The sequence below is a fragment of the Streptomyces sp. CA-135486 genome, assembly GCF_050936555.1.
Classification (GTDB): Bacteria; Actinomycetota; Actinomycetes; order Streptomycetales; family Streptomycetaceae; genus Streptomyces.
Genome location: NZ_JBNJMM010000001.1, coordinates 1,822,341 through 1,848,754 on the forward strand (window position 1 = coordinate 1,822,341; position 26,414 = coordinate 1,848,754).

The following is a 26,414-nucleotide window of genomic DNA, read 5'->3' on the forward strand; positions in this document are numbered from 1 at the left end:
GGCGCGCCACGTACGGCTTACGCGCCGAGCACCGCGCCCACCTACCGCCTACGCGCTGAGCGGGCCCCTTCGGTGTGCCGCGGTGGCCGCGCCCAGCTCCTGGAACATCGCTCCGTTGCGGTGGAATGCCCGCTTGCACTCGTCCACGATCCGCTGTTTCTCCAGGTCGTCCGCGTTCACCGCGTCCAGTAGTTCCCGATAGTCCCGCTTGAACGCCGCCGGGTTCGGGATCTGCTCGAAGACGTAGAACCGCACCCCGTCGCCCTTGCGCCCCAAGCCCCAGATCCTCTCCGCCCTGTCACGGATGATCTGGCCGCCGGACAGGTCGCCGAGGTATCGGGTGTAGTGGTGCGCGACATAGCCCGCGGGCCAGTCGCTCGCGCACTGTGCGATCCGCGCGGCGTACGCGGCGGTCGCGGGCAGCGGCGTGAGCCCCTTGCGCCAGTCCGCCCCCCGCAGATGCGCCAGATCGCGCTCCAGCTCCGCCGTGCGCATCAACTCCGGCCGGATGAACGGCCCCGCCACCGCGTCGCCCCTCAGTGCCTCCGCCGGCTCCTCCAGCGCCCGGTACACGAACCACAGCTGCTCGGTGTAGCGCGCATAGGCCTCCACCCCCAGCCGGTCGCCGAGCAGGTCGCTCATGAAGGACGAGGTCTCCGCCTCGGTGTGCTGTGCGTGCGAGGCGACACGGATGACCGTCGAGAAGGGCGTACCGGTGGTCGTGGCGGTGGCGTCCAAGGCGTGCCTCCAGGGGACCGGTGGGGACGGGAACGGAAGCGGTGGGGCACTGGCTGTCGCCGACGCCACTCTTCCGGCTTAGGCTTACCTAAGTCAATGTGTTCCCGACGTCCTGTCGGTAAAACCCTACGCCCCTCGGCGGCCGCCGCAAGAGGATCACGCCAGCGTGGGAATCACGGCAGGGTGAGGATCTCCGCGCCCGTCTCCGTGACCACGAGCGTGTGCTCGAACTGCGCCGTCCGCTTCCGGTCCTTGGTCACCACGGTCCAGCCGTCCTCCCACATGTCGTACTCGTGCGTGCCGAGCGTGAGCATCGGCTCGATCGTGAACGTCATGCCGGGCTGGATGACGGTCGTCGCGTGCGCCGCGTCGTAGTGCGGGATGATCAGCCCCGAGTGGAACGACGAGTTGATCCCGTGCCCGGTGAAGTCGCGCACCACGCCGTATCCGAAGCGCTTCGCGTACGACTCGATGACCCGGCCGATCACATTGACCTGGCGGCCCGGCTTGACAGCCTTGATGGCACGGTTGAGGGACTCGCGGGTCCGCTCCACCAGCAGCCGCGACTCCTCGTCGACGTCGCCGCAGAGATAGGTGGCGTTGTTGTCACCGTGCACGCCGTTGATGTACGCGGTGACGTCGAGGTTCACGATGTCACCGTCGCGCAGCACGGTGGAGTCCGGGATCCCGTGACAGATGACCTCGTTGACCGAGGAGCACAGGGACTTGGGGAAGCCGCGGTAGCCGAGCGTGGAGGGGTAGGCGCCGTGGTCGCACATGAACTCGTGCGCGACCCGGTCCAGTTCGTCCGTGGTCACGCCGGGCGAGATGTGCTTGGCGGCCTCCTCCATCGCCTGCGCGGCGATACGACCCGCGATGCGCATCCGTTCGATGGTCTCGGAGTCCTGGACCTCCGGCCCGGTGTACGGCGTCGGCGCGGGCTTCCCGACGTACTCGGGGCGCCGGATGTTTCCGGGAACGGAGCGGGTGGGAGAGAGCTCCCCTGGTACGAGCAGCGACTGGCCAGACATGCCAGCGAGTCTAACCAGGGGCGATGGGGCAGCATGGCGGGAGAGGAAGGAGCCGACGATGGCCCTGTTCAAGAAGCGCACGGTCGCAAAGCCGGGCGAGTGGTACTACTGCCTGGAGCACCAGAAGGTCGAAGAGGGCCCGGAGTGCCCGGCAAAGGACCGCTTCGGCCCGTACGCCTCGCGTGAGGAGGCGGAACACGCGATGGAGACCGCGCGGGAACGGAACCTGGAGTGGGAGACGGACCCGAAGTGGCACGACGCGCCCCGGTCGGACGGCGACGACGTGGCGTAACCGAGGGCCCTGGGGCCCTCCCGCTGGTCGCCCCCGGACTACCAGCGCGCGGGCGGCGGTGACGTCAGCTGGTCCGCCAGCCGCGACAGCCGGTCCTTCAGTCGCCGCCGCCCCCGCGCCACCGGCACGCTGTTCTCCCCGGCCGCCGCGCTCACCAGATGCTGCACCGTGTCTATGTCGACCTCGTCCACCCGCTCGGCCACCGTGAGCGCCTCGTGCGCCAGCCCGTGCACCTCCGGGTCCCCGCCGTCCAGCGCCAGCACCGTCGCCCCGGCCCGCCGGGCGTCGTGCACCCGCTCGAGCAGCCCGGCGTCCGGCCGCGTCGGCGCCACCACCAGCAGGGTCTCGCCCCGTCGCGCCGCCTCCAGCCTGCCGAGGCCGACCGCCAGCTGCGCAGGATCGGCCGGCCGCACCCGGTGCCGCACGAGCGTCGGCGTCAGCTCCGGCTGCCCCGACCAGGCCGCCTCGTCCACGAGATGCGCGGCCAGATGCCACGGCTCGTACTCCTCGGTCCCCACCAGCAGCAGCCCGCCGCCCTGCGGCACCACGGACGACCGCAGCACCCCCGCGAACCGCCGGGTCGCCGCCGGCCACTGGGTACCCGCCAGGACTTCGCGCAGCAGCGCGACGCGTACGGCATCCATGGCCCCGCATACTGCACCACCGCCGGACCGGACGGGGACGGTTGCCGCCCGCTCACCCGATCGGGTGCCCGATACCAGGAAGTAAGGTCGAGCCCATGACTTCTCGTGACAGTGCAGGCACCGCGCCGAAGGCCCCCGCCAAGGACCCCTGGGACCTCCCCGACGTGTCCGGCCTGGTCGTCGGCGTCCTCGGCGGCACCGGCGACCAGGGCCGCGGGCTCGCGTACCGGCTGGCCAGGGCCGGGCAGAAGGTGATCATCGGGTCGCGGGTCGCGGAGCGCGCCGAGACCGCGGCCGCCGAGCTGGGCCTCGGCATCGAGGGCGCCGACAACGCCGAGTGCGCCCGGCGCAGCGACGTGGTGATCGTGGCCGTGCCGTGGGACGGGCACGCCAAGACCCTTGAGACGCTTCAGAAGGAGCTCGTGGGCAAGCTCGTCGTCGACTGCGTCAACCCGCTCGGCTTCGACAATAAGGGCGCGTACGCACTGAAGCCGGAGGAGGGCAGCGCCGCCGAGCAGGCCGCCGCCCTGCTGCCCGACTCGCGGGTGACCGCGGCCTTCCACCATCTGTCCGCCGTGCTGCTCCAGGACGAGTCGATCGAGGAGATCGACACCGATGTGATGGTGCTGGGCGAGGTACGTGCGGACACCGACCTGGTGCAGGCGCTGGCGGGCCGTATCCCGGGCATGCGCGGAGTCTTCGCGGGCCGGCTGCGCAATGCCCATCAGGTCGAGTCGCTGGTGGCCAATCTGATCTCGGTGAACCGCCGCTACAAGGCGCACGCGGGTCTGCGCGTCACCGACGTCTAGCCGACGCCAGGGCAGGTGGGGACATGGGGGACACTGGACGGCGTACGTCAGCAGTACGTCATCAGTACCCGGACAGGAGCCGTACCCCATGCCCCGCCTCGCTCTCTACTCCCTCGCCGTCTGCATCCTCGCCGCCGCGGCGGCGGTGGTGTCCTTCGTACAGGGCAGCTGGCTGGGGATCGTGTGGGTGCTGCTGGCCGGGCTCTCCTCCAACATGGCGTGGTACTGCCTGCGCCGGGCGAAGGCGGAGCGCCAGGCCCGCGGGGCTACCGGTTGACGAACGCCTGGCAGGCGTCGCTGGTCTGCCAGAAGCGGTAGAAGTCCTGGCCGCAGTACGTCTCGGCCTCGCTGATGCCGAGCCCCCGCAGGATGGCGTCGATCGCGCCGAAGAACGCGTGGTTCACCTCGGGGATGAACAGGATGCCGAAGACGGCGAGCAGCCCGAAGGGCGCGTACGGCTCGACCTGGCGGCGGACCTTGTACGAGAGCCACGGCTCGATCACGCCGTAGCCGTCAAGGCCGGGCACCGGCAGGGAGTTCAGGATCGCGGCGGTGATCTGGAGCAGTGCGAGGAACGCGAGCGCGAAGCGGAAGACCAGCGGGACGCCGGCCAGCGCGTTCAGCCAGAACGGCGCGGTGCACACGAGGGCGAACAGGGCGTTCGTCAGCGGCCCTGCCGCCGAGATCAGGCTGTGCTTCCAGCGGCCGCGGATGCGGCCCCGCTCGATGAAGACCGCGCCGCCGGGCAGACCGATGCCGCCCATGATCACGAACAGTACGGGCAGCACGATGCTCAGCAGCGCATGGGTATAAACGAGCGGATTGAGCGTCAAGTACCCCTTGGTGCCGATGGAGATGTCGCCGCTGTGGAGTGCGGTGCGGGCGTGCGCGTACTCATGCAGACAGAGCGAGACGATCCAGGCGGATGTGACGAAGAGGAACACGGCGATGCCGGGGCTCGCCGAGAAGTCCGTCCACACCGCCCAGCCGGTCACCGCCATCACGGCGACGATCCCGAGGAACACCGGACTGATGCGCCGGTCGCCGTGGCGCTTGGTGGCGGTGGTCATGGGTGCGGCTCCTGAGGCTTGGGGATCCCCCCACGCCCGCCAGGGCGCAGGGGGAGGGACGTGCGGGATCGACCGTACCGGTGACGTGGAGGGAACGTCCCGCGGGTGCGCGGTGGTTCCTGCTGCACGGGGCCACGGCGGCAGCGGTGACAATGGGCGGGTGCGCTATCGGGTACTCGGCACCACTCAGGCTCTGAACGACGACGGCACGCCCGTCGCGCTCGGCGGTGCGCGGCTGCGCGCGCTGCTGGCCGTGCTTGCGCTTCGGCCCGGTCGTACGGTCCCGGTCGGCGTCCTCGTCGACGAAGTGTGGGACGGCGATCCGCCCGCGGACGCGGTGGGCGCGGTGCAGGCGCTGGTCGGGCGGCTGCGGCGGACGCTGGGGCATGCGGCGGTGGCATCGGCGGACGGTGGCTACCGGCTGTGCGCCGAGGGCGAGGATGTCGACCTGCACCGATTCGAGCGTCTTGCGGGGGAGGGAGCGCGGGCGCTGGAGGAGGGCGACGCGGTGAAGGCGGCGGCGCTGCTCGACGACGCGCTGGGTCTGTGGCAGGGGCCGGTGCTCGCCGATCTGCCCCTCCGCACGGCCGAGTCGGCGCGCTGGGAGGCCCGCCGCCTGGACGCCCGCGGCGCACGTCTCGCGGCGGCGCTTGCACTGGGCCGCGCGGAGGAGGCGCTGCCGGAGCTCGTCGCGCTCTGCGGGGAGCACCCGTTGGACGAACGCCTCCAGGCACTGCGGCTGCGGGCACTGCGGGCCGCGGGGCGGTCGGCGGAGGCGCTGGCGGCGTACGAGGAGATACGGGCGGACCTGGCGGACCGGCTGGGGGCGGACCCGGGCCGCGAACTGCGCATGCTCCACGCGGAGTTGCTGCGCCCGGATTTTTCCCCCACCCCGCCCCTCCCCGAACCTGGGGCGGCGCCCCAGCCCCCACCGGGGCCGGCGCAGGAGTCTGCGCCCGGGCCGGCGGGCCTGTCCGATCCCGGGCTCGCGCCCGGAACCGCGCCGCTTCGCCGCTCTGCGGCGGAAGAAGCCCGTGGGGCTCCCGCCGGGCACGCCGTCGGCGAAGCCGGGGCGAGCGGGGTCCGGGCCCCGGGACTTGGTCCCGGGTCCGAGGCGACCGGCGAAGCCTGGGCGGGGGAGCGGGGTCCGGGACCGCGTCCCGGGGAGCCCGTTCCGCCGCGGAGCGGCGAGGAAACGGGTCCTGGTGCTCCCGCAGGGGACGCCGTCGGCGAGGCAGGGGCGAGTGGGGTCCGGGCCCCGGGACTTGGTCCCGGGTCCGAGGCGACCGGCGAAGCCTGGGCGGGGGAGCGGGGTCCGGGACCGCGTCCCGGGGAGCCCGTTCCGCCGCGGAGCGGCGAGGAAACGGGTCCTGGTGCTCCCGCAGGGGACGCCGTCGGCGAGGCAGGGGCGAGCGGGGTCCGGGCCCAGGGACTTGGTCCCGGGTCCGAGGCGACCGGCGAAGCCTGGGCGGGGGATCGGGGTCCGGGACCGCGTCCCGGGGAGCCCGTTCCGCCGCGGAGCGGCGAGGAAACGGGTCCTGGTGCTCCCGCAGGGGACGCCGTCGGCGAGGCAGGGGCGAGCGGGGTCCGGGCCCAGGGACTTGGTCCCGGGTCCGAGGCGACCGGCGAAGCCTGGGCGGGGGATCGGGGTCCGGGACCGCGTCCCGGGGAATCCTTCCCGCCGCGCAGCGGCGAAGGCGCGGGGTCCGGGGTGGCCCCGGTTTCGGGAAGGGGTGGGGTGGGGGAAAGCCGCCCCCGCGCCGGGAATCTGCGTGCCCGGCTCACCTCCTTCGTCGGGCGCGACGCCGACATCCGCACCATCCACGCCGACCTCACCCACTCCCGCCTCGTCACCCTCCTCGGCCCCGGCGGTGCCGGAAAGACCCGGCTGTCGCAGGAGGCGGCCGAGCGGGCCGCAGAGGCATGGCCCGACGGGGTGTGGCTCGCCGAACTCGCGCCCGTGGACGACCCCGAGACCGTCCCCGACGCAGTCCTCACCGCCCTCGGCGCCCGCGAGACCGTGCTCCGCGGCGCCGGTGCCGAGGAGCTGCGCGCCGCCGAGCGGCACGGCGACGACCCCCTGGCACGGCTCACCGAGCACTGCTCGCGGCGCCGCATGCTGCTCCTCCTCGACAACTGCGAGCACGTCGTCGGCGCCGCGGCCACCCTCGCGGAGCGGCTCCTGGAGAGCTGCCCGGCCGTCACCGTCCTGGCGACCAGCCGGGAACCGCTGGGCGTCCCGGGCGAGTTGGTGCGCCCGGTGGATCCGCTGCCGGATCCCATGGCCCTGCAACTGCTCGCGGACCGCGGCGCCGCCGCCAGGCCCGGTTTCCGCATCGAGGACGACCCGGACGCCGCCGACGAGATCTGCCGCCGCCTCGACGGGCTCCCGCTCGCCATCGAACTCGCCGCCGCCCGGCTGCGGATGCTCACCCCCCGCCAGATCGCCGACCGGCTCGACGACCGCTTCCGTCTGCTGACCAGCGGAAGCCGCACCGTACTGCCGCGCCAGCAGACCCTCAGGGCGGTCGTCGACTGGTCCTGGGACCTCCTGGAGGACACCGAACGCGCTGTCCTGCGGCGGCTGTCGGTCTTCGCCGGCGGCTGCGACATCACCGCCGCCGAGGCCGTCTGCGGCGCGACCGCCCTCGACGTACTCGGCTCGCTCATCGACAAGTCACTCGTCGTCGCCGCCCCGACCCCCGACGACCGGATGCGCTACCGCCTCCTCGAAACCGTCGCCGAGTACGCCGCCGAGCGCCTCGACGAAGCCGGCGAGCGCGACGCCGTGGAGCGCCGGCACCTGCTCCACTACCGGGAGTTGGCGCGCACCACCGACCCCCTGCTGCGCGGCCACGGCCAGCGCGCGGCCATCGCCCTGCTGCAGCGCGAGTACGAGAATCTGCGCACCGCGCTCCGCCGCGCTGCCGCAGCCCGCGACGAGCAGGAGCTGCTCTGCCTCGTTCTCTCGCTGTCCTGGTACTGGCAGATGCGGGATCTGCGTACCGAGGCCAGACACTGGGCCTCGGCCGCAGGCGCACTGGGCCCCGACCCCTTCCGCGCGCCCGTCGAACCCGCCCCGCCGATCTTCGAGCGGTGCACCGACGCGCCGCCGCCCATGTCGCCGGAGCTGCTGCAGGAGGCCAGACGCAGCGCGGGGCTGATCCGCATGGTCTTCATGGAGTACAACATCGAGGAGTGGACGGCCCCGGACCGGACCGAGTGGCTGCGCGGGGTCACCCGGGCCTATCACCCGGGCCTGCCGCAGACCTGCCGCCCGCCGGCCTCGCTGTGGTTCTTCGCCGTACTGCTGACCGGGAACGAGGCGGACCTGAGGGAACTGCTCGACGAGACCGTCAATGCCTGCCGTGCCTACGGATACGAGTGGGAGCTCGCCGCCGCGCTCCAGGCCCGCGCCAATGTCCTCGCCAACCGCACCCAGTGGGCGGGTGACGCCACCCGTGACGCCGAGGAGTCGCTGGAGCTGTTCACCCGGCTCGGCGACGCCTGGGGCGCGGCCGAGGCACTGTCCGCGCGTGGCGAGGCGCATGAGCGGCGCGGCGAATATCTGCCGGCTGCCGAGGCCTTCACGGCCGCGATCGGGCATGCCGAGCGGATCGGCGCCCAGGCACAGACCGCGGTGCTGCGCTCCCGCCTGGCCGGCATCCTCCTGGAGTCGGGCGAGGGTGACCGGGGCGAGGCGATCATCCGCGAGGTGCTGGCCGAGAAGGGCATGGGCAACGAGTCGTCGGCCATCGCCCGGCTGTACCTCGTGCTGTGGCTGGCCCGCAGCGGTCGCGTCCAGGAGGCGCGGGCCGAAATCACGCAGTTGCTGCGGCAGTTCGAGTCCAGCACCCTCGCCATCTTCGAGGGCATGGTGATCGGCGTACAGGCCTGGCTGGACCTGATGGAAGGCTGTTACGAGCAGTCGTTGGAACGGACCCGTGTGGCGCTGAGCAGGGCGCACGACCCGCTGGCCCGTATGGTCGCGCCGCAGTTGGCGTCGGTGCACATGGTGACCGCCGCGACTGCCCTGGCCAAGGGCTGGCCGGAGCGCGCCGAGGACGCGGCCCGGGTGCTCGGCGCGGCCGACGCAGATCTGCCGCCCGGTCATTTCCGTCCGCTGTACGAGAGCGAGAGCCGGGCCGAGGCGGAGGAGGCCGTACGCGCCCTGCTCGACGACGCCGCGTACGAGGCCGCATACGCCGAGGGCGGCGGCCTCACCTTCGACGAGGCCGCCGCCCTGGTCCAGGTCCCCTGACCCGCCATCGGGATCACGTCTTCTTGCGGAACTTGGCGACCGCGAGCGGCGCCGTGACGAGCGTGATCACCGCCGCCCAGCCGAGCGTCATCCACACCGCGTGGGCGACCGGGCCGCCGTTGATCAGATTCCGGGCCGCGTCCGCCAGATTGGAGAGCGGGTTGTAGTCGGTGAAGGTCTGCAGCCAGCCGGGCATCGTGGTCGGCGGGGCGAAGATCGACGAGCCGAACTGGAGAGGCATCAGGACCATCATGGCCACTCCCTGGACCGCCTGGGCCGTCTTCATGACGAGACCGAGCAGGATGAAGATCCACATCAGTGAGGCGCCGAAGACCATGGAGAGGCTGACGGCGGCGAGCAGTTCGAGCACCGAGGTGTGGATCTGCAGCCCGAGCAGGAAGCCCATGCCGAGCAGTACGATCGCGGCGACCAGCATCCGGCCCACTTCGACCACGATCTTCGCGATGAGGACGGACGACCGGGCGATCGGCATGGACCGGAAGCGGTCCATCACGCCTTTCTTGAAGTCGTCGTTGACGCCGGTGCCGACGGCCATGGCGATGTTCATGCCCATCATCGCCATCATGCCGGGGACCACGTAGTTGACGTACTCCTGCTGGTTGCCCTTGCCGGAGATCGCTCCGCCGAAGACGTACACGAACAGCAGAATGAAGATGACCGGCATCAGCAGGGCGTCGAACATCGACTCCGGGTCCTGCTTGATCTGCAGCGCGTTGCGGCGCACCAGCGCGCCGATGTGCCGCAGATTGGCCCGCATACCGATCCGGCCCTCGCCGGGAAGGGTGTTCGCCGGGGCGGGCGCGGGCTTCTTCGAGTGCTGCAAAGTTGCCGTACTCATGCGGCGACCTCCTCGGGAATGGTTTCGGACACGGGCGTCTTCTCGCCGGTGATGGCCAGGAACACCTCGTCCAGGCTGGGCAGATGGGTGCCGATGTGCGCGATCCCGAAGCCGTGTGCGCCCAACAGGCCGACGACGGCGGTCAGTTGCTCATCGCTCAGGATCGGTACGTACAGCAGGCCCTCGTCGGGGACGACCGTCGCACCGGTGACCCCGTCGAGGCCGGACTCGCCGAGCATGCGGGCCATGGCGGACAGCTGCGCCGGGTCGCTGGGCCGGATCTGCAGGGTGCGGCCGCCGACCTTCGCCTTGAGCTCGTCGACGCGGCCGTTCGCGATGACGCGCCCGCGGTCGATGACGGTGAGCTCGTTCGCCAGCTGCTCGGCCTCCTCCATGTACTGGGTGGTGAGCAGTACGGTCGCTCCCTCCGCGACCATCCGCTGCACCTCGTCCCAGACCTCGTTGCGGGTCCTGGGGTCGAGGCCCGTCGTCGGCTCGTCCAGATAGAGCACGGCCGGCTGCCCGACCATCGAGGCGGCCAGATCGAGGCGGCGGCGCATGCCGCCGGAGTACGTGAACGCGGGCCTCTTCGCGGCGTCCGTGAGCGAGAAGCGTTCCAGCATCTCGTCGGCGCGGCGGCGGGCATCCCGCCGGGACAGATCGAGCAGCCGCCCGATCATGTACAGGTTCTCCCAGCCGGACAGTTTCTCGTCGACCGAGGCGTACTGTCCGGTGAGTCCTATGGTGCGGCGCAGCTGCCGCGGCTGCTTCACCACGTCGTAGCCGGCGACGACAGCATGGCCGGCGTCCGGGGCGACGAGGGTGGAGAGGCAGCGTACGAGAGTGGTCTTGCCGGCGCCGTTGGGTCCGAGCACACCGAGCACGGTGCCTTCACGGACGTCCAGATCCACGCCGTCCAGCGCTTTGGTGCTGCCGTAGTGCTTGACCAGCCCCCGTACCTGGACGGCGCTGCGCGTGCCGTCTGGGTTCTTGTCGTTTCGCGTCATGCCGTCAACGATGAGGGGCGTCGCCGACAGGCCGCCGACACGTCACCGACAGGTCACCGACAAGCAGGCGACAGCCCTCCGACGGCAGCAAAGAGGCAGGTCAGGAGCGTGCCAGCTTGGCGTAGTCGACGAAGCCGGCCCAGTCGAGCACGACGCAGGGCTCATCGCCGACCACCCAGGCGTCGTGGCCGGGCTGGATGTCGATGAAGTCGCCGGGACGTAGCTCATCGGTCTCGCCGTCGTTCATGACGACCTTCATGCGGCCGCTGAGGACATAGCCCAGATGGTGCGACTGGCAGCTGTCGGTGCCGGCGATGGGCTTGATGTGCTTGGACCACTGCCAGCCCGGCTCGAACACGGCCTGGCCGAGCGGCGGCCCGCCTTCCGTGGTGAGGAGGTCGAGCCTCCCCGTTCCCTCTGCGAAGGGACGGGTCTCTTCCGGGGAGTCGAAGGTCTTGCGCACGATTCCGGCCATGGCTACCGCCTCCCGGCGGGTGGTGGTGCGAGAGAGCCCCGAGTCCGCTTTCCAGGCTACGCCGGGGCCTGGTGGCGGCTCTCATGCCGACAGCCCGCCGACGGGGGAAGATCGGCGGGCTGCCGTTGGTGCCGGAGGTGGCTGTGGGGCCAGGGGAAGCCCTGGGTGGCCCTAGTGGAAGGTGTGCTCCTCCTGCGGGAACGCCCCGCCGGCGACGTCGTCCGCGAAGGCCTTCGCGGCGTCCCCGAGCGTCTGGCGGAGGTTGGCGTACTGCTTGGTGAAGCGCGGAACCTTGCCGCCGGTGAGGCCGGCCATGTCGGTCCAGACGAGGACCTGGGCGTCCGTGTCGGGGCCCGCGCCGATGCCGATGGTGGGGATGTGCAGGCTGCGGGTGACCTCGGCGGCCAGCTCGGCCGGTACGAGTTCCAGGACGACCGCGAAGGCGCCGGCGTCCTGCGCCGCCTTGGCGTCGCGCAGCAGCCGGTGCGCATCCTCGTTGCCGCGGCCCTGCACCCGGTAGCCCATGGTGTTGACGGACTGCGGGGTCAGGCCCAGATGCGACATGACCGGGATGCCGGCCTGCACCAGCAGCTCGGTCTGGCCCAGTGAGCGCTCGCCGCCCTCCAGCTTGATCGCGCCGACGCCCGCGTCCTTGACCAGCCGGGTGGCGTTGCGCAGCGCCTGGACGGGGCCTTCCTGGTACGAGCCGAAGGGGAGGTCGCCGACGACGAGGGCGCGCCTGGTGCCCCGTACGACAGCGGCGGAGAGCATGGTCATCTCGTCCATCGTGACCGGCACGGTGGTGTCGTAGCCGAGGTGACAGTTGCCCATGGAGTCGCCGACGAGAATGACCGGGATGCCGGCCTCGTCGAAGACGGACGCGGTCATCGCGTCGTATGCGGTGAGCATCGGCCACTTCTCGCCGCGCTCCTTGGCGGTGGCGATGTCGTGGACCGTAATGCGGCGAGTGCCCTTGCCGCCGTACAGCGCCTTGCTGCTGTCGGCGGGCTTCTGGGCAGCCTGAAGCGTCATGGCTAAACGGCTCCTTCGTCATCTCGAGGCGCCCTGACGGCGTCCCCGGATCACCCCCATGGTGGCACCTCGTGCCGTCCGGAAGGAAGAGGACCCGTTTCTTCGGTAAAGTGTTTCTATACGAGACGGTCTCGTATCGAAATATGGCTAGTCTGGGGACCATGTCGACTCCATCCGGCGCAGCTGCCGCTCCCCGCATACCCGAGGCCGTCCATCGCCGCCGCTGGGCCATCCTCGGCGTCCTGATGTTCAGCCTGCTCATCGTCGTGCTCGACAACTCGATCCTGAATGTGGCGGTCAAGACGATCGCCAGTCCCGCGCCCACGGGAGTCGGCGCGACGCAGAGCGAGCTGGAGTGGGCGATCAACTCCTACACGCTCGTCTTCGCCGGACTGCTCTTCACGGCGGGACTGCTGGGCGACCGCATGGGCCGCAAGAGGGTGATGCTGTTCGGCATCGTCGTCTTCGGCATGGGCTCGGCCCTCGCGGCGTTCTCCGGCTCGCCCGGCGAACTCATCGGGTACCGCGCGGTGATGGGTTTCGGCGCGGCGTTTGTGATGCCGGCGACGCTCGCCGTGCTGATGTACGTCTTCGAGCGCGAGGAGCAGCCGAAGGCGATCGGCATCTGGGCCGGCAGCGTCGGGCTGGGCATCGCGATCGGCCCGATCGCCGGCGGACTGCTCCTCGAGCACTTCTGGTGGGGCTCGATCTTCCTGGTCAACGTGCCGATCGTGATCATCGCGGTGATCGCCATGATGGTGCTGGTGCCCGACTCCAAGGACCCGAACCCGGGGCGTATCGACCCCCTGGGCGTGGTGCTGTCGGTCATCGGCCTGGTCCTGCTGGTGTACGGAATCATCCGCGGCGGCGAGCTCGCCGACTTCCTGGCGCCGTCCTCGCTGCTCCCGCTGCTCGGCGGACTTGTGGTGCTGGCCGTCTTCGTACTGCACGAGAAGCGCAGCGACCATCCGGCGATCGACATCTCGTACTTCAAGAAGCCGGCCTTCTCGGCGGCCGTCGCCGCGATCGCGCTGGTCTTCTTCGCGCTGATGGGCGTGACGTTCTTCTCCGCGTTCTATCTGCAGAGCGTGCGCGGGTACAGCGCGCTGGACGCCGGACTGCTGATCCTGCCCCTGGCCGTGGCACAGATGATCTTCGCGCCGCGCGCCCGGCTGGTCGTCGAGCGCTTCGGGGCGAGGGCGGTCTGCACGGCGGGAATGCTGCTGGTCGCGGTGGGTCTTTCGGCCTTCGCGCTGTTCGACGCGGACACGCCACTGTGGGTGCTCGAAGTGGTCTTCTTCGTGCAGGGCGCGGGAATGGCGCACATCATGCCGCCGGTGACGGTCTCGGTGATGCAGGCGCTGCCGCGCGAGAAGGCGGGGTCCGGATCCGCGGTCAACAACACGTTCCGGCAGGTGGGCGGGGCACTGGGGGTCGCGGTGCTCGGCTCGTTGCTCTCCACGCGGTACCGGAGCGGGATCGAGGGGCATCTCGAGGTGCTTCCGAGTGGGGCCCGGGAGGCTGCGGGCGAGTCGATCGAGACGACCCTCGGCTACGCGCAGAAGCTCGGCCCGGCGGGCAAGGCGCTGGTCGCGCCGGCGCACGAGGCGTTCCTGGACGCGATGCATCTGACCGCGCTCGCGTCGGCGGGCGTGGCGCTGATCGGTGTGGTCGTGGTCCTGCTCTTCCTGCCGGGCGGCCGCCCGAAGACGGCACCGGCGGCCGAGCCCGCGGCCGAGCCGGAGCCGGAGGCCGAGTCGGAGAGTGCCGGGCGCTGATCATGACACCGCGGTCGGTCAGCGAGAATTGACGACGATGACGACGGCGGATGAGACGGCGAGAGACGGAGCGGACGTGCGGTTGAGGCGCCACGACGACAACCTGGGGGCCGCGGCTCCGGCCGCCCCGGCACCCGAGGACGGGCCGGTGTCCGCCCCGGGTTCGGCCTCCCGTGCGGCCGGGCCCGCCTCCGTCCCGGCCGCCGGCGCCGCGCCCGCGGGGCGGCGGGGGCGGCCCCGTAGCGAGGCCATTGAGCGCGCCATCGTCGACACCGTCGTGCGGCTCCTCGAAGAGGGCGTGCCGCTGTCCGAGTTGTCCATCGAGCGCATCGCCCGCACGGCCAAGGTCGGCAAGGCCACCATCTACCGCCGCTGGGAGGGCAAAGAAGCCCTCTTCGTCGACGTCGTACGCTCCATGGAACCGGTCGACCCCCCGCTGCCCGGCACCTCCGTCCGCGACGATCTCGTGGCGATGGTCGAGATGCTCCGCCGCCGCGGCCTCGCCAAGCGTTCCTCCGCCCTCCTGCACAACGTCTTCGCGCAGATGCAGAGCTATCCCCAGCTCTGGGACATGTACCACCACACCTCCGTCGTCCCCCGCCGCGAGCGGATGGACGAAGTCCTGCGGCGCGGCATCGCGAGCGGCGAGATCCGCGCCGACATCGACTTCGATCTGCTCGGCGACCTCTTCGTCGGTCCGATGCTGGTACGGACCGTGCTGCGCCCGGACGGCAAACCCGAGGCGGGCAGCGCGGAACGCATCGTCGACGCCGTCCTCCAGGGCGTACGTCCGCCACGCTGAGAGGGCATCAACTCGCCCGTCGGGGCCGCCCGAAGTGTGCGCGTTCTGTCACAACGTCCCTACCTGGGCCGTTGCCAGGAACCTCGTCCTCCGCCTGGTCGTCATCGAGGCAGTAACGGCCGTCCGGCGACGGCGGCAAAACGCCCGCCATCGCCTAGTGTCGACGGCGAGGTGTGACGGCAAGGCAGTGAGGACGGCTTCATGGCGCAGGCGTACAAGACGGAGACGGGGAACGGCAATCCGGAGGACCGGCGCACCGGAACCCGGGCCCGGGGCCTGCTCCGGCGCTGGCGCGGCGACAGCAGGATCTGGCGACGCGGCATCGCCCTCGCGTGCTTCGCCGTGCTGATCGCCCTGTTGATGATCCTGCACGCACAGATCCCCAACCGGATCGGCAACCTCGGCAGCCTCGCCGAGACCTTTCTGCCGTGGCTCGGCGTGTTCATCCCGGTGATCCTCGCCCTCGCGGTCTGGCGGCGCTCGGCCACCGCGGTGATCGCCCTGCTGTTCCCGACCGTCGTCTGGCTCAACCTCTTCGGCGGCCTGGTCACCGACAAGTCGGGCGGCGGCGGCGATCTGACGCTCGCCACCCACAACGTCAACGCCGGCAACCCCGATCCCGAGGGCACGGCCAAGGATGTCGCCGCCTCGGGCGCGGACGTGCTCGCGCTGCAGGAGCTGCCGCTCGGCAAGGTCTCCGCGTACGAACATGCCCTGGCCGGCACCTACAAGTACCACTCGGTGCAGGGCACGGTCGGGCTGTGGAGCAAGTACCCGATGAGTAACACCGCTCCGGTGGACACCCGGCTGGGCTGGACCCGCGCCATGCGCTCCACCGTGCAGACACCCATGGGCGCTGTCGAGGTATATGTCGCCCATATGCCGTCCGTACGCGTCAAGCTCCACGCGGGCTTCACCGCCAACCAGCGCGACAACAGCGCGGACGCGCTGGGCGAGGCGATCGCCCACGAGCGGGGTGCGAAGGTCGTGCTGCTCGGCGACCTCAACGGCACGATGAACGACCGCTCGCTGAAGTCCATCACCTCGCAGATGCGCTCCACCCAGGGCGCGGCGGGCGACGGCTTCGGCTTCAGCTGGCCGGCGTCGTTCCCGATGGCGCGCATCGACCAGATCCTGGTGAAGGGCGTGGAGCCGGTCTCCTCGTGGACGCTCCCGCGGACGGACAGCGACCATTTGCCGATCGCGGCGCGCGTGAAGCCCTGAGGGAGCTGGGGCGGAACCCCAGCTATGTGACGGCAACCACCCGTTCATCCGTGGGAACAATCCGCATGAGAGCCTTTGTTTCGCAGGAGAACTAACTCGGAAAGGCTCTCCCATGCCCCTGGCGCTGCTCGCGCTGGCCATAGCGTCGTTCGGCATCGGTACAACGGAGTTCGTGATGATGGGCCTCCTGCCCAACGTCGCGGACGACCTGAACACCTCCGTCCCCACCGCCGGCCACCTCGTCTCCGCATACGCGATCGGCGTCGTCGTCGGCGCCCCCCTGCTCACCGCCCTCGGCTCCCGCGTCCCCCGCAAACGGATGCTTCAGCTGCTGATGGCCCTGTTCACCGTCGGCAACCTCGCCTCCGCCCTCGCCCCCGGCTTCGGCTGGCTGATCGCCGGCCGCGTCCTCGCCGGGCTGCCGCACGGCGCGTTCTTCGGCGTCGGCGCGGTCGTCGCGGCGCGGCTCGTCGCGGACGGACGCCAGGCGCGCGCGGTCGCCACGATGTTCCTCGGCCTCACCGTCGCCAATATCGTCGGCGTACCCGCCGCGACACTGCTCGGCCAGCACCTCGGCTGGCGCGCCACCTTCCTGGTCGTCACGGTGATCGGCCTGGTCGCCATGGCCGCGCTGGCCCGGCTCGTTCCGTACGTGCCCCTCGACGCGCACCAGAGCGTGGGCCGCGAGCTGCGCGCCCTCGGCAGCCGTCAGGTGCTCCTCGGTCTGCTCACCGCGGTCTTCGGCTTCGCCGGCGTCTTCGCGGTGTACTCCTACCTCGCCTCGATGACGACCGAGGTGATGGGCTTCGGCGAGTCCTCCGTCACTCTCGTTCTCGCCCTGTTCGGCATCGGCATGACGCTCGGTGCGCTTGCCGCGGGACCGCTGACCGACCGGGCGCTGCGCCCCACGCTGTACGGGTCGCTCACCGCCCTCGCGCTGGTGCTGGTGGCCTTCCGCTTCACCGCGCACCACCAGGTCGCCGCTCTGGCCACGGTCGTCGTCCTCGGCGCGGTCGGTTTCATGACCACCACACCGCTCCAGATGCTGGTCATGCAGAAGGCGCAGGACGCCCCGACCCTGGCCTCCGCCTCCAACCACTCGGCCTTCAACCTGGCCAACGCGGGCGGCGCCTGGCTCGGCGGCGCGGCCATCGCGGCGGGCTGGGGCTGGACGTCCCCGACGCTGGTGGGCGCGGCGCTGGCGGTCGTCGGCCTGGCGATCGCCGCGGTCGCCGGCCTCCTCGACCGCGGCGGCCCGGAGACGACGACGGGGGCTTCCCGCGTCGTCGCCGCAGGTAGCCCCCGTACCGGGGAGCGCCGGATCAGCTCGTCGTCTCCCGCCAGCGGTTCGTGATCGGGAGGCGGCGGTCCTTGCCGAAGCCCTTCGCCGAGATCTTGGTGCCCGGCGGGTACTGACGCCGCTTGTACTCCGCCGTGTCCACCATCCGCAGCGTCTTGGCCACCAGCTCCTCGTCGAAGCCGACCGCGACGATCGCGTCCTTGCCCTGGTCCCGATCCACGTACAGCGCGAGGAGCCGGTCCAGTACGTCGTAGTCCGGCAGCGAGTCGGTGTCGACCTGGCCGGGGCGCAGCTCCGCGCTCGGCGGCTTGGTGATGGAGGCCTCGGGGATCGGCGGGACCTGTCCGCGTTCCTCGGCGGCACGGTTGCGCCACTGGGCGAGCCGGAAGACGGTCGTCTTGTAGACGTCCTTGATCGGCCCGTACGCGCCGACCGAGTCGCCGTACAGCGTTGAATACCCCACCGCCAGCTCGGACTTGTTGCCCGGCGCGAGCACGATGTGGCCCTCCTGGTTGGAGATGGCCATCAGCGTCGTGCCGCGCAGCCGCGACTGGAGGTTCTCCTCGGCGAGACCGGTCAGGCCGAGCGCACCCATGTACGCGTCGAACATCGGCTCGATCGACACGGTGCGGAAGTTGAGCCCGGTACGGCGGGCCAGCTCGGCCGCGTCGCCCTTGGAGTGCTCGGAGGAGTACTTCGACGGCATGGAGACGCCGTACACGTTCCGCGCTCCGAGCGCATCGCAGGCGATCGCCGCGACGAGCGCGGAGTCGATGCCGCCGGAGAGCCCGATCAGCACCGAGCGGAAGCCGTTCTTGGCGGCGTACGCGCGCAGGCCGACGACCAGTGCGGAGTACACCTCCTCGTCGTCGTCGAGCCGCTCGGCATAGCCGCCGGCCAGCTCCGCCTCGTATGCGTCCAGCGGCTCCTCGGAGATGACGACGCGCTCGATGCGCAGTCCGTCGTCGACGACGCCCGTCGGCGGCTCGGCCAGGGCCGCGGGCAGCTCCAGATCCAGGACGATGCTGCCCTCCGCGAACTGCGGGGCGCGCGCGACGACTTCGCCGGCCGCGTCGACGACGATCGAGTCGCCGTCGAAGACCAGCTCGTCCTGCCCGCCGATCATCGCCAGATACGCGGTGGTGCAGCCGGCCTCCTGGGCGCGCTTGCGCACCAGCTCCAGGCGGGTGTCGTCCTTGTCCTGCTCGTACGGCGAGGCGTTGATGGAGATCAGCAGCCCGGCCCCGGCGGAGCGGGTGGCCGGGACGCGGCCGCCGTCCTGCCAGAGGTCCTCGCAGATCGCGAGTGCCACGTCGATGCCGTGCACGCGGATCACCGGCATGGTGTCGCCCGGCACGAAGTAGCGGAACTCGTCGAAGACGCCGTAGTTGGGAAGGTGGTGCTTGGCGAAGCTCAGCACCACCTCGCCGCGGTGCAGTACCGCGGCGGCGTTCCGCGGTGCGCCGGCGGGCTGACCGTAGCGGGGCTGCGCCCGCTCGGAGCGGTCGAGATAGCCGACGATCACGGGGATCTCCCCGTAACCCTCGTCGGCGAGACGCGCGGCGAGCGCCCGCAGGGCGGCCCGTGAAGCCTCGACGAAGGAGGAGCGCAGGGCCAGATCCTCGACGGGGTAGCCGGTCAGCACCATCTCCGGGAAGGCGATGAGATGCGCCCCCTGCTCGGCGGAGTGCCGGGTCCAGTGCACGACCGCCTCGGCGTTGCCGGCGAGATCGCCGACGGTCGAGTCGATCTGATTCAGAGCGAGGCGTAGTTGAGGCACGCGGCCCAGTGTAATCGTCTCTCTGACGCGATGTCCCGTCGTGTGGTGAGCGCCACCCCACGCCCCGCGGCGGAAGTGCCCGCGGGAGGGGGACCGAGCCCCGGTGAGCCCGGTCCCGCCGAGGATTACGCGCGGTAGGCGACGGTCGCCATCATTCCGGACTCCGAGTGGTAGATGTTGTGGCAGTGCAGCATCCACAGGCCCGGGTTGTCGGCGTCGAAGTCCACGGTCACTTTGCGGTGCGGCAGGACTGCCGCCGTGTCCTTACGGGCTCCGGACCCGTTGATTCCCGCCAGGGCGAAGGTGTGTCCGTGCAGATGGATGGGATGCCACATGTCCGTGGCATTGATGAACACCATGCGGACCCGCTCGCCGGAGCGGATCGCATAGAGCCGGTCCGAAGAGTAGGGCTTGTCGTCGAAGGCCCAGTCGTACTTCTTCATGCCACCGGTCAGCTTGATCCTCATAATGCTGTCCGGCCTGCGCCGGGGCAGGGCCACCGACTCGTCGGGTTCCAGGTGGGCGGCCGACGACAACACCTCCCGGTCCAGCTCCGCCGGACGCACGGACGGCGCGGGGAGCGCGCCGCGGCCGGTGCGCAGCACGGCCATCGACGAGGCCTTCTTGCCCTCGGCGAGCGCGGTGAGCGGAAAGACCCCGTCCCCGGCGGTGAACAGCACGTCGTACCGCTCGCCCATGGCCACAAGCAGGGAATCGGTCTTGGTGGGACGGACCGGGAAGCCGTCGGTGTGGGTGACCGTCAGCCTGTGGCCGCCGAGCGCCACCCGGAAGGCCGTCTCGCCGCCGGCGTTGATGATGCGGAGCCGGATGCGGTCGCCGGGCTTGGCGGTGAACTGTGCGGGGTCGTCCGGCAGACGCCCGTTGATCAGGTAGTACGGGTAGTGGACATCGCCCGCTTCGCCGCCGAGCAGCCGGCTGGTCGCGCCTGTCCTGACCCGCGACGGGCCTTTCGTCTTCCCGGTCGGGGATGCCATGGACGGCATGTGCTCGCCCGAGTGTCCGGCCATGCCGTGGTTCAGCTCCGCCAGGACCGCCTCCGGTGTGGAGCCGTCGACCCCGTCCAGCCAGTCGTCCAGGAGGACGACCCACTCCTTGTCGTACGACAGCGGCTCCTTCGGGTCCTCCACGATCAGCGGGGCGTACATACCGCGGTCGAGCTGCACACCCGAATGCGGATGGAACCAGTACGTCCCCGGGTGGGTGACCGTGAAGCGGTACGTGAACTCCGCGCCCGGACGGATCGGCTGCTGCGTCACACCCGGCACCCCGTCCATGTCGTTGCGCATGGAGATGCCGTGACAGTGCAGCGAGGTCTCCTGCGGCAGGTTGTTGGCGAGGGAGAGCGCGAGGATCTCACCGGCCTTGACCCGGACCTCCTGGCCGGGCAGTCGGTCCCCGTACGCCCACGACTTGACCGTCCGGCCGCCGCCCAGCTCCAGCGGGGTGGCCGTGGCGGTCAGCTTGAAGGCGCGGACGGGACCGGAGTCCCGCGCCTCCTCGCGCCTGACGACCTCCGGGCCGTTGGCGGCGACGAAGCCCTCCGGGCCGTCGGGGGCGCCATGGGCGTGCGGCGTCGCCTTCGGGGTCGCCTCCGCGGCACTGTCGTGGTTCATCGAGCCGTGGCCGCTTGAGCTCGAGTCGGAACTGGCGGCCAGAACTCCCGCGCCGGCGGCGGCGATTGCGGCGCCGAGCACGGCGCGGCGCGTGTGATGAGTGCGCATGGCTGAAGACACCTCGTGGTGTTGGTGGTGCGTGCAGATGGGCGCTTCTGCTGCTTCTGGTACACCGCTCGAAGCGCGGAGGTTCCCAGGCAGCGGGGCCCACGTCTAGATCCGCAGCACCGACAGCCTGGCGAGGAGCTCCCTGCGCGGAGGCGGGTCGGGCCACAGCGCGCGGAGTATCCGGGCGTGGCAGGCCGCGAGGGCGGCGGCGGGTCCCGGCCGCAGCAGTGACCCGGCGAGCAGGACGAGGGTGAACGTGTCGAGCACGGCGAGGCACACGGTCATCGGGTCCATGCCCATGCCGGGCAACTCCGGTCCGGTGTGCGTCAGTCCGGCGGGATCGGCGGTCTGCCGGTGCCCGGGAGGCGCGATGTGCGCCGTCGAGGAGGACATCGTGTGCTCCGCGGTCCCGCCACCGTGCCCCGGTGCCGGGTGTCCCGCCGTGTGCATCGTGGCGATCCCGAAGATCAGCGCAATGAACAGCAGCAGCTGCCCGAACCGCGCACGCCGACCGATCACCATGATCCGCAGCTTACCCCCACCCGGTATGCATCACGGGCGGGCCACGCCATCGCTGCCGTCCGGGGGGTCGCGGCCGCCGCCGGCCCGGGCGGTCGCGGCCACCTACGGTCCGGGGCCGGGCGGCGGCTCCGGGCGCCTGTTCCCGGCGGCTCCGGACGCGTGTTCGTGGCAGGCTGGCCGGTGGTGCTCGCGCTGCCCCTGGCGCGGGAGGGGAAAGGTGGCACGCAGTGACATTCGTACGGGTGGGAGGCGTACCGCACCATGTGGTCGTCGAAGGCAGCGGACCGGTCTGCGTCCTGAGCGCCGGGCTCGCGATGAGCTGGTTCGACTGGGACCCCGTCGTGCCCCTGCTCGCACCCCACCGCACCGTCGTCCGCTTCGACCGCCCGGGACACGGGCTGAGCGGCCCGGCCGCCGTGCCGCCGTCGGCAGCCGGGGAGGCCCACCGCATCGCGGGCGTCCTGGACGGGCTCGGCCTGCACGGCCCGGCCACCGTCGTCGGGCACTCGATCGCAGGGTTCCACGCAGAGGCCTTCGCCCGCCTGCATCCCACCCGTACCGCCGCCGTCGTCCTCGTCGACTCCAGCGTCGAGGAGCACGCGCGCGTGCCCGTCGCGCCCGCCCTGCGTACCGCCGCCGCCCGGGCGCTCGGCGCCGCGCTCTCGGCCGCCGGAGCACCCGCCGCCCTGGGACCGCTCACCCGCCGTACGACGGTCCGTCTCTCCCGTACGGGCGGCGGGGATCCGGCACCCCTCGCTCTCGTACGCCGCTGCTACGCCACCTCCCGGGTGCTGCAGGGCGCCCTCCTGGAGAACACCCACTACCGCGCGGTTGCCGCCGAGCTCCTCGACCTGCGCGAGCGCCGCCCGCTGCCGCAGGTCCCGGTCACCGTGCTGGCCGCCGGCGCGGGCGGTCCGCGCTGGGCACAGCGGCAGCGCGCGCTGGCCGAGCTGCTCGGCGCCCGCTTCGAGGCGGTCGCCCCGTCCGGCCATCTGATGATGCTGGACCGCCCGGACGCTGTGGCCCGGGCGGTGCTGGGGGACGAGGCGATGAGTGGGGGGAGCGGCGAGGAGTCCGGCAGGGTCAGATCTGCTGCGCGTACACCTGCCCGACCCAGGCCGCGATCTGGTCCTCCGTCAGATGCCGCGCGAGATCGGCCTCGCTGATCATCCCCACCAGCCGCTTGTGCTCTATCACCGGCAGCCTGCGGATCTGGTGGCCCTGCATCTCCTGCAAGACCTCGTCCACGTCCGAGTCGGCGTCGATCCAGCGCGGGGTGCCCCTGGCCATGTCGCCCGCAGTGACCTGCGAGGGGTCGTGCCCCATCGCCACACAGCCGACCACGATGTCGCGGTCGGTGAGGATGCCGCAGAGCCGTCCGTCGACACCGGCGATCGGCAGCACGCCCACGTTCAGCTCGCGCATCAGCCGCGCGGCCCGGTCGATGGTCTCGTGCGCGGGGACCCACTGGGCCCCCGGATGCATGATGTCTCTGGCGGTGGTCATGGGGTCGTCCTTCCTGAGCGGTGACGCCCCCGAGCGAACCCATCGTCGTTGGGCCGTTCGGCGTACGCGACCGCTGTAGGCCGAACGGGTGAAAAACGGCTCCTGACGTGGCACGCCTGACGCGGCCTTCCGCCCGCCCCGGGTCACGTCGCGGCTGACCGGGGCGGACGGCGCTACCTCTGGCACACGCCCCTAGGAGGCACGGACCTCGGCGCCCCGCTTGTGCAGCAGGTCCACCATCAGCTCGACCTCCGAGCGCTGTGCGGCCACCATGCCCTCGGCCAGCTCCCGCTCGGGACCGACGGTGCAGAGCTTCACACAGCCCGCGGCCATCGAGATCCCGCCGTTGTGGTGGTTGATCATCAGCTGGAGATACTCGATCTCGGCCTGCTTGCCGCTCGCCCTGCCGAGCCGGTCCAGGTCCGTCCTGGTCGCCATGCCCGGCATCAGGGCACCGTCCTTGGCCTGATGCCCCATGTGGCCGTCGTGACCCTGCATGCCCGGCATCATCCAGGCCATCGGCTCGCTGTCCGCCGACAGCTTGGGCAGCCCCCACAGATCCAGCCAGCCCAGCATCATGCCGCGCTGATTGGCCTGCGTGTTGGCGATGTCGTACGCCAGCCTGCGCACCTCGTCGTCCTGCGTACGGTCCCGGACGATGAAGGACATCTCCACCGCCTGCTGATGGTGGACCGACATGTCGCGCGCGAAGCCCGCGTCCGCCGAATCCGCCGACGGCGTACGGGAGGTGGACTCGGAGGTGGAGTCACCGCCGCCCGCCGAGGCCACCGTGGCGGCCCCGGCGAAGAGGAGCGCGAGCACGACCGCCGTGATCGCCGCCCACTGCGTACGGTTCATCCGGATCACTTGCCGCTCTGCCCGTTGGTGCACGCCGCGCCCGGCTCAGGAGTCTGCGGGCCCTGCACATACTTGGTGAGGAACTTGCTCACGCGCGGGTCGTCGGCGCTGTCGACGGTGAGCTGCTTGCCCCAGGCGCTCAGCATGATCGCCCCGGCCTGGTCCTTGACCGGGCTCATCAGCGTGTACGGGGTCTCCTTGACCTTGGCGCTCAGCTTGGTCACATCGGCGGCCGGCGCCTTGTCGTTGTACGTCACCCAGACCGCGCCGTGCTCCAGCGAGTGCACGGCGTTCATGTCGGGGATCGCCTCCTTGTAGACGTCACCGTTGCAGTTCATCCACACCTGGTTGTGGTCTCCGCCGACCGGAGGCTTCATCGGGTAGGTGACCGCCTTGGCGACATGCTTGCGGCCGAGCTTCTTCGCGTCCCAGGACTTCTCGCCGATGACCGGAGCCTTGGCCTCGGCGACCTTCTGCTCCTTCTTCTCCGACTCCTTGTTGAGTGCGTACACGCCGAAGCCGACGAGACCGGCCACGACCACGCCGCTGACGGCGATGGTGATGATGCGGCTGCGGCGCTCGCGGCTCTGCTCGGCGCGGCGCATCTGCTCTATTCGGGCCCGGCGGTCGTTGTTGCGGGAAGCCATGATGGTTGTCGTCCTTCGTGAGGTCAGGTCTGTGTGATCAAGAAGCTGTGGGTGGCGGGACTGCTGTGTGGCTATGTCCGCAGCACTTGAAGGACGTGACGGCCGGGTGCGCGTGGCAGCGCTTCCGAGCGGGGCGGCCGGCCGGTGGACGGCGGCGGGCCGAGGTGCGGGGGCTGTGCCCCGGCCTCGAGCGGAGCGTCCAGCGGCGGCGCGGTGAGCACGGCGGCCTTGACCAGTGGCACCAGGCCGCAGGCGCCGTTGTCGTACGGACAGCTGACCGTGGTCGTGACGCTCTGGGGCGCGGAAGAGCGCGCCGAGGAGCGTCGTCACGGCACTCAGCAGTGCCATGGGACGCGCCGTGCGCGCGAGGTTGAGCCGGGAACCCCCCATGGCCGCAGATCGTAGTGTGCGGGGGCGCGCGGCACCTCATATGGGGCCACGAAAAACAGCCATAACAGCGGTAGCAGAAGTGGCCGCCCACGAGATCGGGGAGGCCTCGGGGTCGTATCGGCGCAGGCCCTGGCCCACAATGGGGCTCAGCCGGTTCTGCGGCCCTTGGCGCGGCACGCAACGCGCCTGAAACTCTGGGGTGGCATGCTCGTGCGGAGCAGGCGGCTTGACCAGCAAGGATGGGTGGAAATGGATAAGCAGCAGGAATTCGTGCTCCGTACGCTCGAGGAGCGCGACATCCGCTTTGTGCGCCTGTGGTTCACCGATGTGCTCGGCTTCCTGAAGTCGGTCGCGGTGGCCCCCGCCGAGCTTGAGCAGGCCTTTGACGAGGGCATCGGCTTCGACGGCTCCGCGATCGAGGGCTTCGCGCGGGTCTACGAGTCCGACATGATCGCCAAGCCGGATCCGAGCACCTTCCAGATCATCCCGTGGCGCGCGGAGGCCCCCGGCACGGCGCGGATGTTCTGCGACATCCTGATGCCCGACGGCTCGCCCTCCTTCGCGGACCCGCGCTTCGTCCTCAAGCGGATCCTCGCCAAGACCTCGGACCTGGGCTTCACCTTCTACACCCACCCCGAGATCGAGTTCTTCCTCCTGAAGGACAAGCCGCTGGACGGCTCCCGGCCGGTACCCGCGGACAATTCCGGATACTTCGACCACACCCCCCAGAACGTCGGCATGGACTTCCGCCGCCAGGCGATCACCATGCTCGAGTCCATGGGCATCTCGGTGGAGTTCAGCCACCACGAGGGCGCGCCGGGCCAGCAGGAGATCGACCTGCGCTACGCGGACGCGCTCTCCACCGCCGACAACATCATGACGTTCCGCCTGGTCATGAAGCAGGTCGCGCTGGAGCAGGGCGTGCAGGCGACCTTCATGCCGAAGCCGTTCAGCGAGTACCCCGGCTCCGGCATGCACACCCACCTCTCCCTCTTCGAGGGAGACCGGAACGCCTTCTACGAGTCGGGCGCCGAATACCAGCTCTCCAAGGTCGGCCGCTCCTTCATCGCGGGCCTCCTCAGGCACGCCGCGGAGATCTCGGCCGTCACCAATCAGTGGGTCAATTCCTACAAGCGCATCTGGGGCGGCTCGGCCCGCAGCGCGGGCGCGGGCGGCGAGGCCCCTTCGTACATCTGCTGGGGCCACAACAACCGCTCGGCGCTGATCCGCGTCCCGATGTACAAGCCGGGCAAGACGGGCTCCGCCCGCGTCGAGGTCCGCTCCATCGACTCCGGCGCGAACCCGTATCTCACGTACGCGGTGCTGCTCGCCGCGGGCCTCAAGGGCATCGAGGAGGGCTACGAACTCCCGGCGGGCGCGGACGACGACGTATGGGCGCTGTCGGACGCGGAGCGCCGGGCGATGGGGATCGAGCCGCTGCCGCAGAACCTGGGCGAGGCGATCGCGCTGATGGAGCGGAGCGAGCTGGTGGCGGAGACGCTCGGTGAGCATGTCTTCGACTTCTTCCTGCGCAACAAGAAGCAGGAGTGGGAGGAGTACCGGAGCGAGGTCACCGCCTTCGAGCTGCGGAAGAACCTGCCGGTGCTGTAAGCGCAGGCCAGGCGGGCTTTCGTTCTGAGACGGCTC

General features: G+C 70.9%; 24 protein-coding genes. 10 read left to right on the plus strand and 14 right to left on the minus strand.

Annotated features, from left to right (window positions below; translation table 11 throughout):
* Window positions 1–48 precede the first annotated feature (48 nt).
* Window positions 49–738 carry a heme oxygenase (biliverdin-producing) gene (locus ACQEVG_RS08255; protein WP_432979213.1) on the minus strand — a complete coding sequence of 230 codons (690 nt, stop codon included), beginning with the start codon at window positions 736–738 and terminating at the stop codon, window positions 49–51.
* Between the two features lie 173 nt (window positions 739–911).
* Window positions 912–1,769: a type I methionyl aminopeptidase gene (gene map, locus ACQEVG_RS08260; protein ID WP_432979216.1), complete on the minus strand. Its 858-nt coding sequence runs from the start codon at window positions 1,767–1,769 to the stop codon at window positions 912–914.
* Between the two features lie 58 nt (window positions 1,770–1,827).
* Between map and ACQEVG_RS08265 the strand changes: the two genes are divergently transcribed.
* On the plus strand, window positions 1,828–2,061 hold the full coding sequence (locus ACQEVG_RS08265; protein WP_432979219.1) for a hypothetical protein: 234 nt from the start codon (window positions 1,828–1,830) through the stop codon (window positions 2,059–2,061).
* A 38-nt stretch (window positions 2,062–2,099) separates the two neighbouring features.
* On the opposite strand, the gene ACQEVG_RS08270 is transcribed toward ACQEVG_RS08265, so the two are convergent.
* Window positions 2,100–2,705: a hypothetical protein gene (locus tag ACQEVG_RS08270; protein WP_432979222.1), complete on the minus strand. Its 606-nt coding sequence runs from the start codon at window positions 2,703–2,705 to the stop codon at window positions 2,100–2,102.
* 95 nt (window positions 2,706–2,800) lie between these two features.
* On the opposite strand from ACQEVG_RS08270, the gene npdG reads away from it, so the two are divergent.
* Window positions 2,801–3,514, plus strand: a complete 714-nt coding sequence (gene npdG / locus ACQEVG_RS08275; RefSeq protein ID WP_432979225.1) for an NADPH-dependent F420 reductase — start codon at window positions 2,801–2,803, stop codon at window positions 3,512–3,514.
* Window positions 3,515–3,602: 88 nt separating this feature from the next.
* Window positions 3,603–3,791, plus strand: coding sequence for a hypothetical protein (locus ACQEVG_RS08280; protein ID WP_432979228.1), 189 nt, complete (start codon window positions 3,603–3,605; stop codon window positions 3,789–3,791).
* Here ACQEVG_RS08280 and ACQEVG_RS08285 read toward each other — a convergent pair.
* Window positions 3,781–4,584, minus strand: coding sequence for a site-2 protease family protein (locus tag ACQEVG_RS08285; protein ID WP_432979231.1), 804 nt, complete (start codon window positions 4,582–4,584; stop codon window positions 3,781–3,783). The genes ACQEVG_RS08280 and ACQEVG_RS08285 overlap by 11 nt on opposite strands.
* Before the next feature lie 160 nt (window positions 4,585–4,744).
* Between ACQEVG_RS08285 and ACQEVG_RS08290 the strand changes: the two genes are divergently transcribed.
* A complete protein-coding gene (locus ACQEVG_RS08290; RefSeq protein WP_432979234.1) occupies window positions 4,745–8,845 on the plus strand; it encodes a BTAD domain-containing putative transcriptional regulator in 4,101 nt (1,366 codons plus the stop codon).
* 13 nt (window positions 8,846–8,858) lie between these two features.
* Here ACQEVG_RS08290 and ACQEVG_RS08295 read toward each other — a convergent pair whose 3' ends face one another.
* The 4 genes from ACQEVG_RS08295 to panB form a co-directional block, all read right to left on the minus strand.
* Window positions 8,859–9,704, minus strand: coding sequence for an ABC transporter permease (locus ACQEVG_RS08295; RefSeq protein ID WP_432979237.1), 846 nt, complete (start codon window positions 9,702–9,704; stop codon window positions 8,859–8,861).
* On the minus strand, window positions 9,701–10,711 hold the full coding sequence (locus ACQEVG_RS08300) for an ATP-binding cassette domain-containing protein (RefSeq protein WP_432979240.1): 1,011 nt from the start codon (window positions 10,709–10,711) through the stop codon (window positions 9,701–9,703). The genes ACQEVG_RS08295 and ACQEVG_RS08300 overlap by 4 nt, the downstream gene beginning before the upstream one ends.
* A gap of 100 nt (window positions 10,712–10,811) precedes the next feature.
* The gene (locus ACQEVG_RS08305; RefSeq protein WP_432979243.1) at window positions 10,812–11,186 is read right to left on the minus strand and encodes a cupin domain-containing protein; all 375 of its coding nucleotides are present in this window, start codon (window positions 11,184–11,186) and stop codon (window positions 10,812–10,814) included.
* Between the two features lie 171 nt (window positions 11,187–11,357).
* The gene (panB, locus tag ACQEVG_RS08310) at window positions 11,358–12,218 is read right to left on the minus strand and encodes a 3-methyl-2-oxobutanoate hydroxymethyltransferase (RefSeq protein ID WP_432979246.1); all 861 of its coding nucleotides are present in this window, start codon (window positions 12,216–12,218) and stop codon (window positions 11,358–11,360) included.
* A 161-nt stretch (window positions 12,219–12,379) separates the two neighbouring features.
* On the opposite strand from panB, the gene ACQEVG_RS08315 reads away from it, so the two are divergent.
* The 4 genes from ACQEVG_RS08315 (at window position 12,380) to ACQEVG_RS08330 (ending at window position 17,376) form a co-directional block, all read left to right on the plus strand.
* A complete protein-coding gene (locus ACQEVG_RS08315) occupies window positions 12,380–13,996 on the plus strand; it encodes an MFS transporter (protein WP_432979249.1) in 1,617 nt (538 codons plus the stop codon).
* A 148-nt stretch (window positions 13,997–14,144) separates the two neighbouring features.
* Window positions 14,145–14,798, plus strand: a complete 654-nt coding sequence (locus tag ACQEVG_RS08320; protein WP_432985179.1) for a TetR/AcrR family transcriptional regulator — start codon at window positions 14,145–14,147, stop codon at window positions 14,796–14,798.
* Window positions 14,799–14,999: 201 nt separating this feature from the next.
* Complete coding sequence (locus ACQEVG_RS08325) at window positions 15,000–16,022, plus strand: endonuclease/exonuclease/phosphatase family protein (protein WP_432979252.1); 1,023 nt, start codon at window positions 15,000–15,002, stop codon at window positions 16,020–16,022.
* Window positions 16,023–16,134: 112 nt separating this feature from the next.
* Window positions 16,135–17,376: an MFS transporter gene (locus ACQEVG_RS08330; protein WP_432979255.1), complete on the plus strand. Its 1,242-nt coding sequence runs from the start codon at window positions 16,135–16,137 to the stop codon at window positions 17,374–17,376.
* Here ACQEVG_RS08330 and ACQEVG_RS08335 read toward each other — a convergent pair.
* From ACQEVG_RS08335 to ACQEVG_RS08345, 3 genes are all read right to left on the minus strand, one after another.
* Window positions 17,345–19,102, minus strand: a complete 1,758-nt coding sequence (locus tag ACQEVG_RS08335; protein WP_432979258.1) for an NAD+ synthase — start codon at window positions 19,100–19,102, stop codon at window positions 17,345–17,347. The two genes, ACQEVG_RS08330 and ACQEVG_RS08335, sit on opposite strands and share 32 nt — an antisense overlap.
* 125 nt (window positions 19,103–19,227) lie before the next feature.
* The gene (locus tag ACQEVG_RS08340) at window positions 19,228–20,844 is read right to left on the minus strand and encodes a multicopper oxidase family protein (RefSeq protein ID WP_432979261.1); all 1,617 of its coding nucleotides are present in this window, start codon (window positions 20,842–20,844) and stop codon (window positions 19,228–19,230) included.
* Between the two features lie 105 nt (window positions 20,845–20,949).
* The gene (locus tag ACQEVG_RS08345) at window positions 20,950–21,366 is read right to left on the minus strand and encodes a hypothetical protein (RefSeq protein ID WP_432979264.1); all 417 of its coding nucleotides are present in this window, start codon (window positions 21,364–21,366) and stop codon (window positions 20,950–20,952) included.
* 227 nt (window positions 21,367–21,593) lie between these two features.
* On the opposite strand from ACQEVG_RS08345, the gene ACQEVG_RS08350 reads away from it, so the two are divergent.
* Window positions 21,594–22,532 carry an alpha/beta fold hydrolase gene (locus ACQEVG_RS08350; protein WP_432979267.1) on the plus strand — a complete coding sequence of 313 codons (939 nt, stop codon included), beginning with the start codon at window positions 21,594–21,596 and terminating at the stop codon, window positions 22,530–22,532.
* Here ACQEVG_RS08350 and ACQEVG_RS08355 read toward each other — a convergent pair.
* From ACQEVG_RS08355 to ACQEVG_RS08365, 3 genes are all read right to left on the minus strand, one after another.
* Window positions 22,450–22,872 (minus strand): CBS domain-containing protein, encoded by a 423-nt coding sequence (locus tag ACQEVG_RS08355; RefSeq protein WP_432979270.1) that lies wholly within the window; start codon window positions 22,870–22,872, stop codon window positions 22,450–22,452. The genes ACQEVG_RS08350 and ACQEVG_RS08355 overlap by 83 nt on opposite strands.
* 192 nt (window positions 22,873–23,064) lie before the next feature.
* Window positions 23,065–23,730, minus strand: coding sequence for a DUF305 domain-containing protein (locus ACQEVG_RS08360; RefSeq protein ID WP_432979273.1), 666 nt, complete (start codon window positions 23,728–23,730; stop codon window positions 23,065–23,067).
* Between the two features lie 5 nt (window positions 23,731–23,735).
* Window positions 23,736–24,377, minus strand: a complete 642-nt coding sequence (locus tag ACQEVG_RS08365) for a DUF3105 domain-containing protein (RefSeq protein ID WP_432979276.1) — start codon at window positions 24,375–24,377, stop codon at window positions 23,736–23,738.
* Window positions 24,378–25,016: 639 nt separating this feature from the next.
* Between ACQEVG_RS08365 and ACQEVG_RS08370 the strand changes: the two genes are divergently transcribed.
* Window positions 25,017–26,378, plus strand: coding sequence for a glutamine synthetase family protein (locus ACQEVG_RS08370; protein WP_432979279.1), 1,362 nt, complete (start codon window positions 25,017–25,019; stop codon window positions 26,376–26,378).
* Window positions 26,379–26,414: the final 36 nt, after the last annotated feature.

Coding starts and splice junctions, on each gene's coding strand:
- ACQEVG_RS08295 (WP_432979237.1), bottom strand. CDS start 9,704: ATGAGTACGGCAACTTTGCAGCACTCGAAGAAGCCCGCGCCCGCCCCG.
- ACQEVG_RS08280 (WP_432979228.1), top strand. CDS start 3,603: ATGCCCCGCCTCGCTCTCTACTCCCTCGCCGTCTGCATCCTCGCCGCC.
- ACQEVG_RS08265 (WP_432979219.1), top strand. CDS start 1,828: ATGGCCCTGTTCAAGAAGCGCACGGTCGCAAAGCCGGGCGAGTGGTAC.
- ACQEVG_RS08365 (WP_432979276.1), bottom strand. CDS start 24,377: ATGGCTTCCCGCAACAACGACCGCCGGGCCCGAATAGAGCAGATGCGC.
- ACQEVG_RS08270 (WP_432979222.1), bottom strand. CDS start 2,705: ATGGATGCCGTACGCGTCGCGCTGCTGCGCGAAGTCCTGGCGGGTACC.
- ACQEVG_RS08330 (WP_432979255.1), top strand. CDS start 16,135: ATGCCCCTGGCGCTGCTCGCGCTGGCCATAGCGTCGTTCGGCATCGGT.
- ACQEVG_RS08360 (WP_432979273.1), bottom strand. CDS start 23,730: ATGAACCGTACGCAGTGGGCGGCGATCACGGCGGTCGTGCTCGCGCTC.
- ACQEVG_RS08285 (WP_432979231.1), bottom strand. CDS start 4,584: ATGACCACCGCCACCAAGCGCCACGGCGACCGGCGCATCAGTCCGGTG.
- panB (WP_432979246.1), bottom strand. CDS start 12,218: ATGACGCTTCAGGCTGCCCAGAAGCCCGCCGACAGCAGCAAGGCGCTG.
- ACQEVG_RS08370 (WP_432979279.1), top strand. CDS start 25,017: ATGGATAAGCAGCAGGAATTCGTGCTCCGTACGCTCGAGGAGCGCGAC.
- npdG (WP_432979225.1), top strand. CDS start 2,801: ATGACTTCTCGTGACAGTGCAGGCACCGCGCCGAAGGCCCCCGCCAAG.
- map (WP_432979216.1), bottom strand. CDS start 1,769: ATGTCTGGCCAGTCGCTGCTCGTACCAGGGGAGCTCTCTCCCACCCGC.
- ACQEVG_RS08325 (WP_432979252.1), top strand. CDS start 15,000: ATGGCGCAGGCGTACAAGACGGAGACGGGGAACGGCAATCCGGAGGAC.
- ACQEVG_RS08345 (WP_432979264.1), bottom strand. CDS start 21,366: ATGGTGATCGGTCGGCGTGCGCGGTTCGGGCAGCTGCTGCTGTTCATT.
- ACQEVG_RS08305 (WP_432979243.1), bottom strand. CDS start 11,186: ATGGCCGGAATCGTGCGCAAGACCTTCGACTCCCCGGAAGAGACCCGT.
- ACQEVG_RS08355 (WP_432979270.1), bottom strand. CDS start 22,872: ATGACCACCGCCAGAGACATCATGCATCCGGGGGCCCAGTGGGTCCCC.
- ACQEVG_RS08315 (WP_432979249.1), top strand. CDS start 12,380: ATGTCGACTCCATCCGGCGCAGCTGCCGCTCCCCGCATACCCGAGGCC.
- ACQEVG_RS08340 (WP_432979261.1), bottom strand. CDS start 20,844: ATGCGCACTCATCACACGCGCCGCGCCGTGCTCGGCGCCGCAATCGCC.
- ACQEVG_RS08300 (WP_432979240.1), bottom strand. CDS start 10,711: ATGACGCGAAACGACAAGAACCCAGACGGCACGCGCAGCGCCGTCCAG.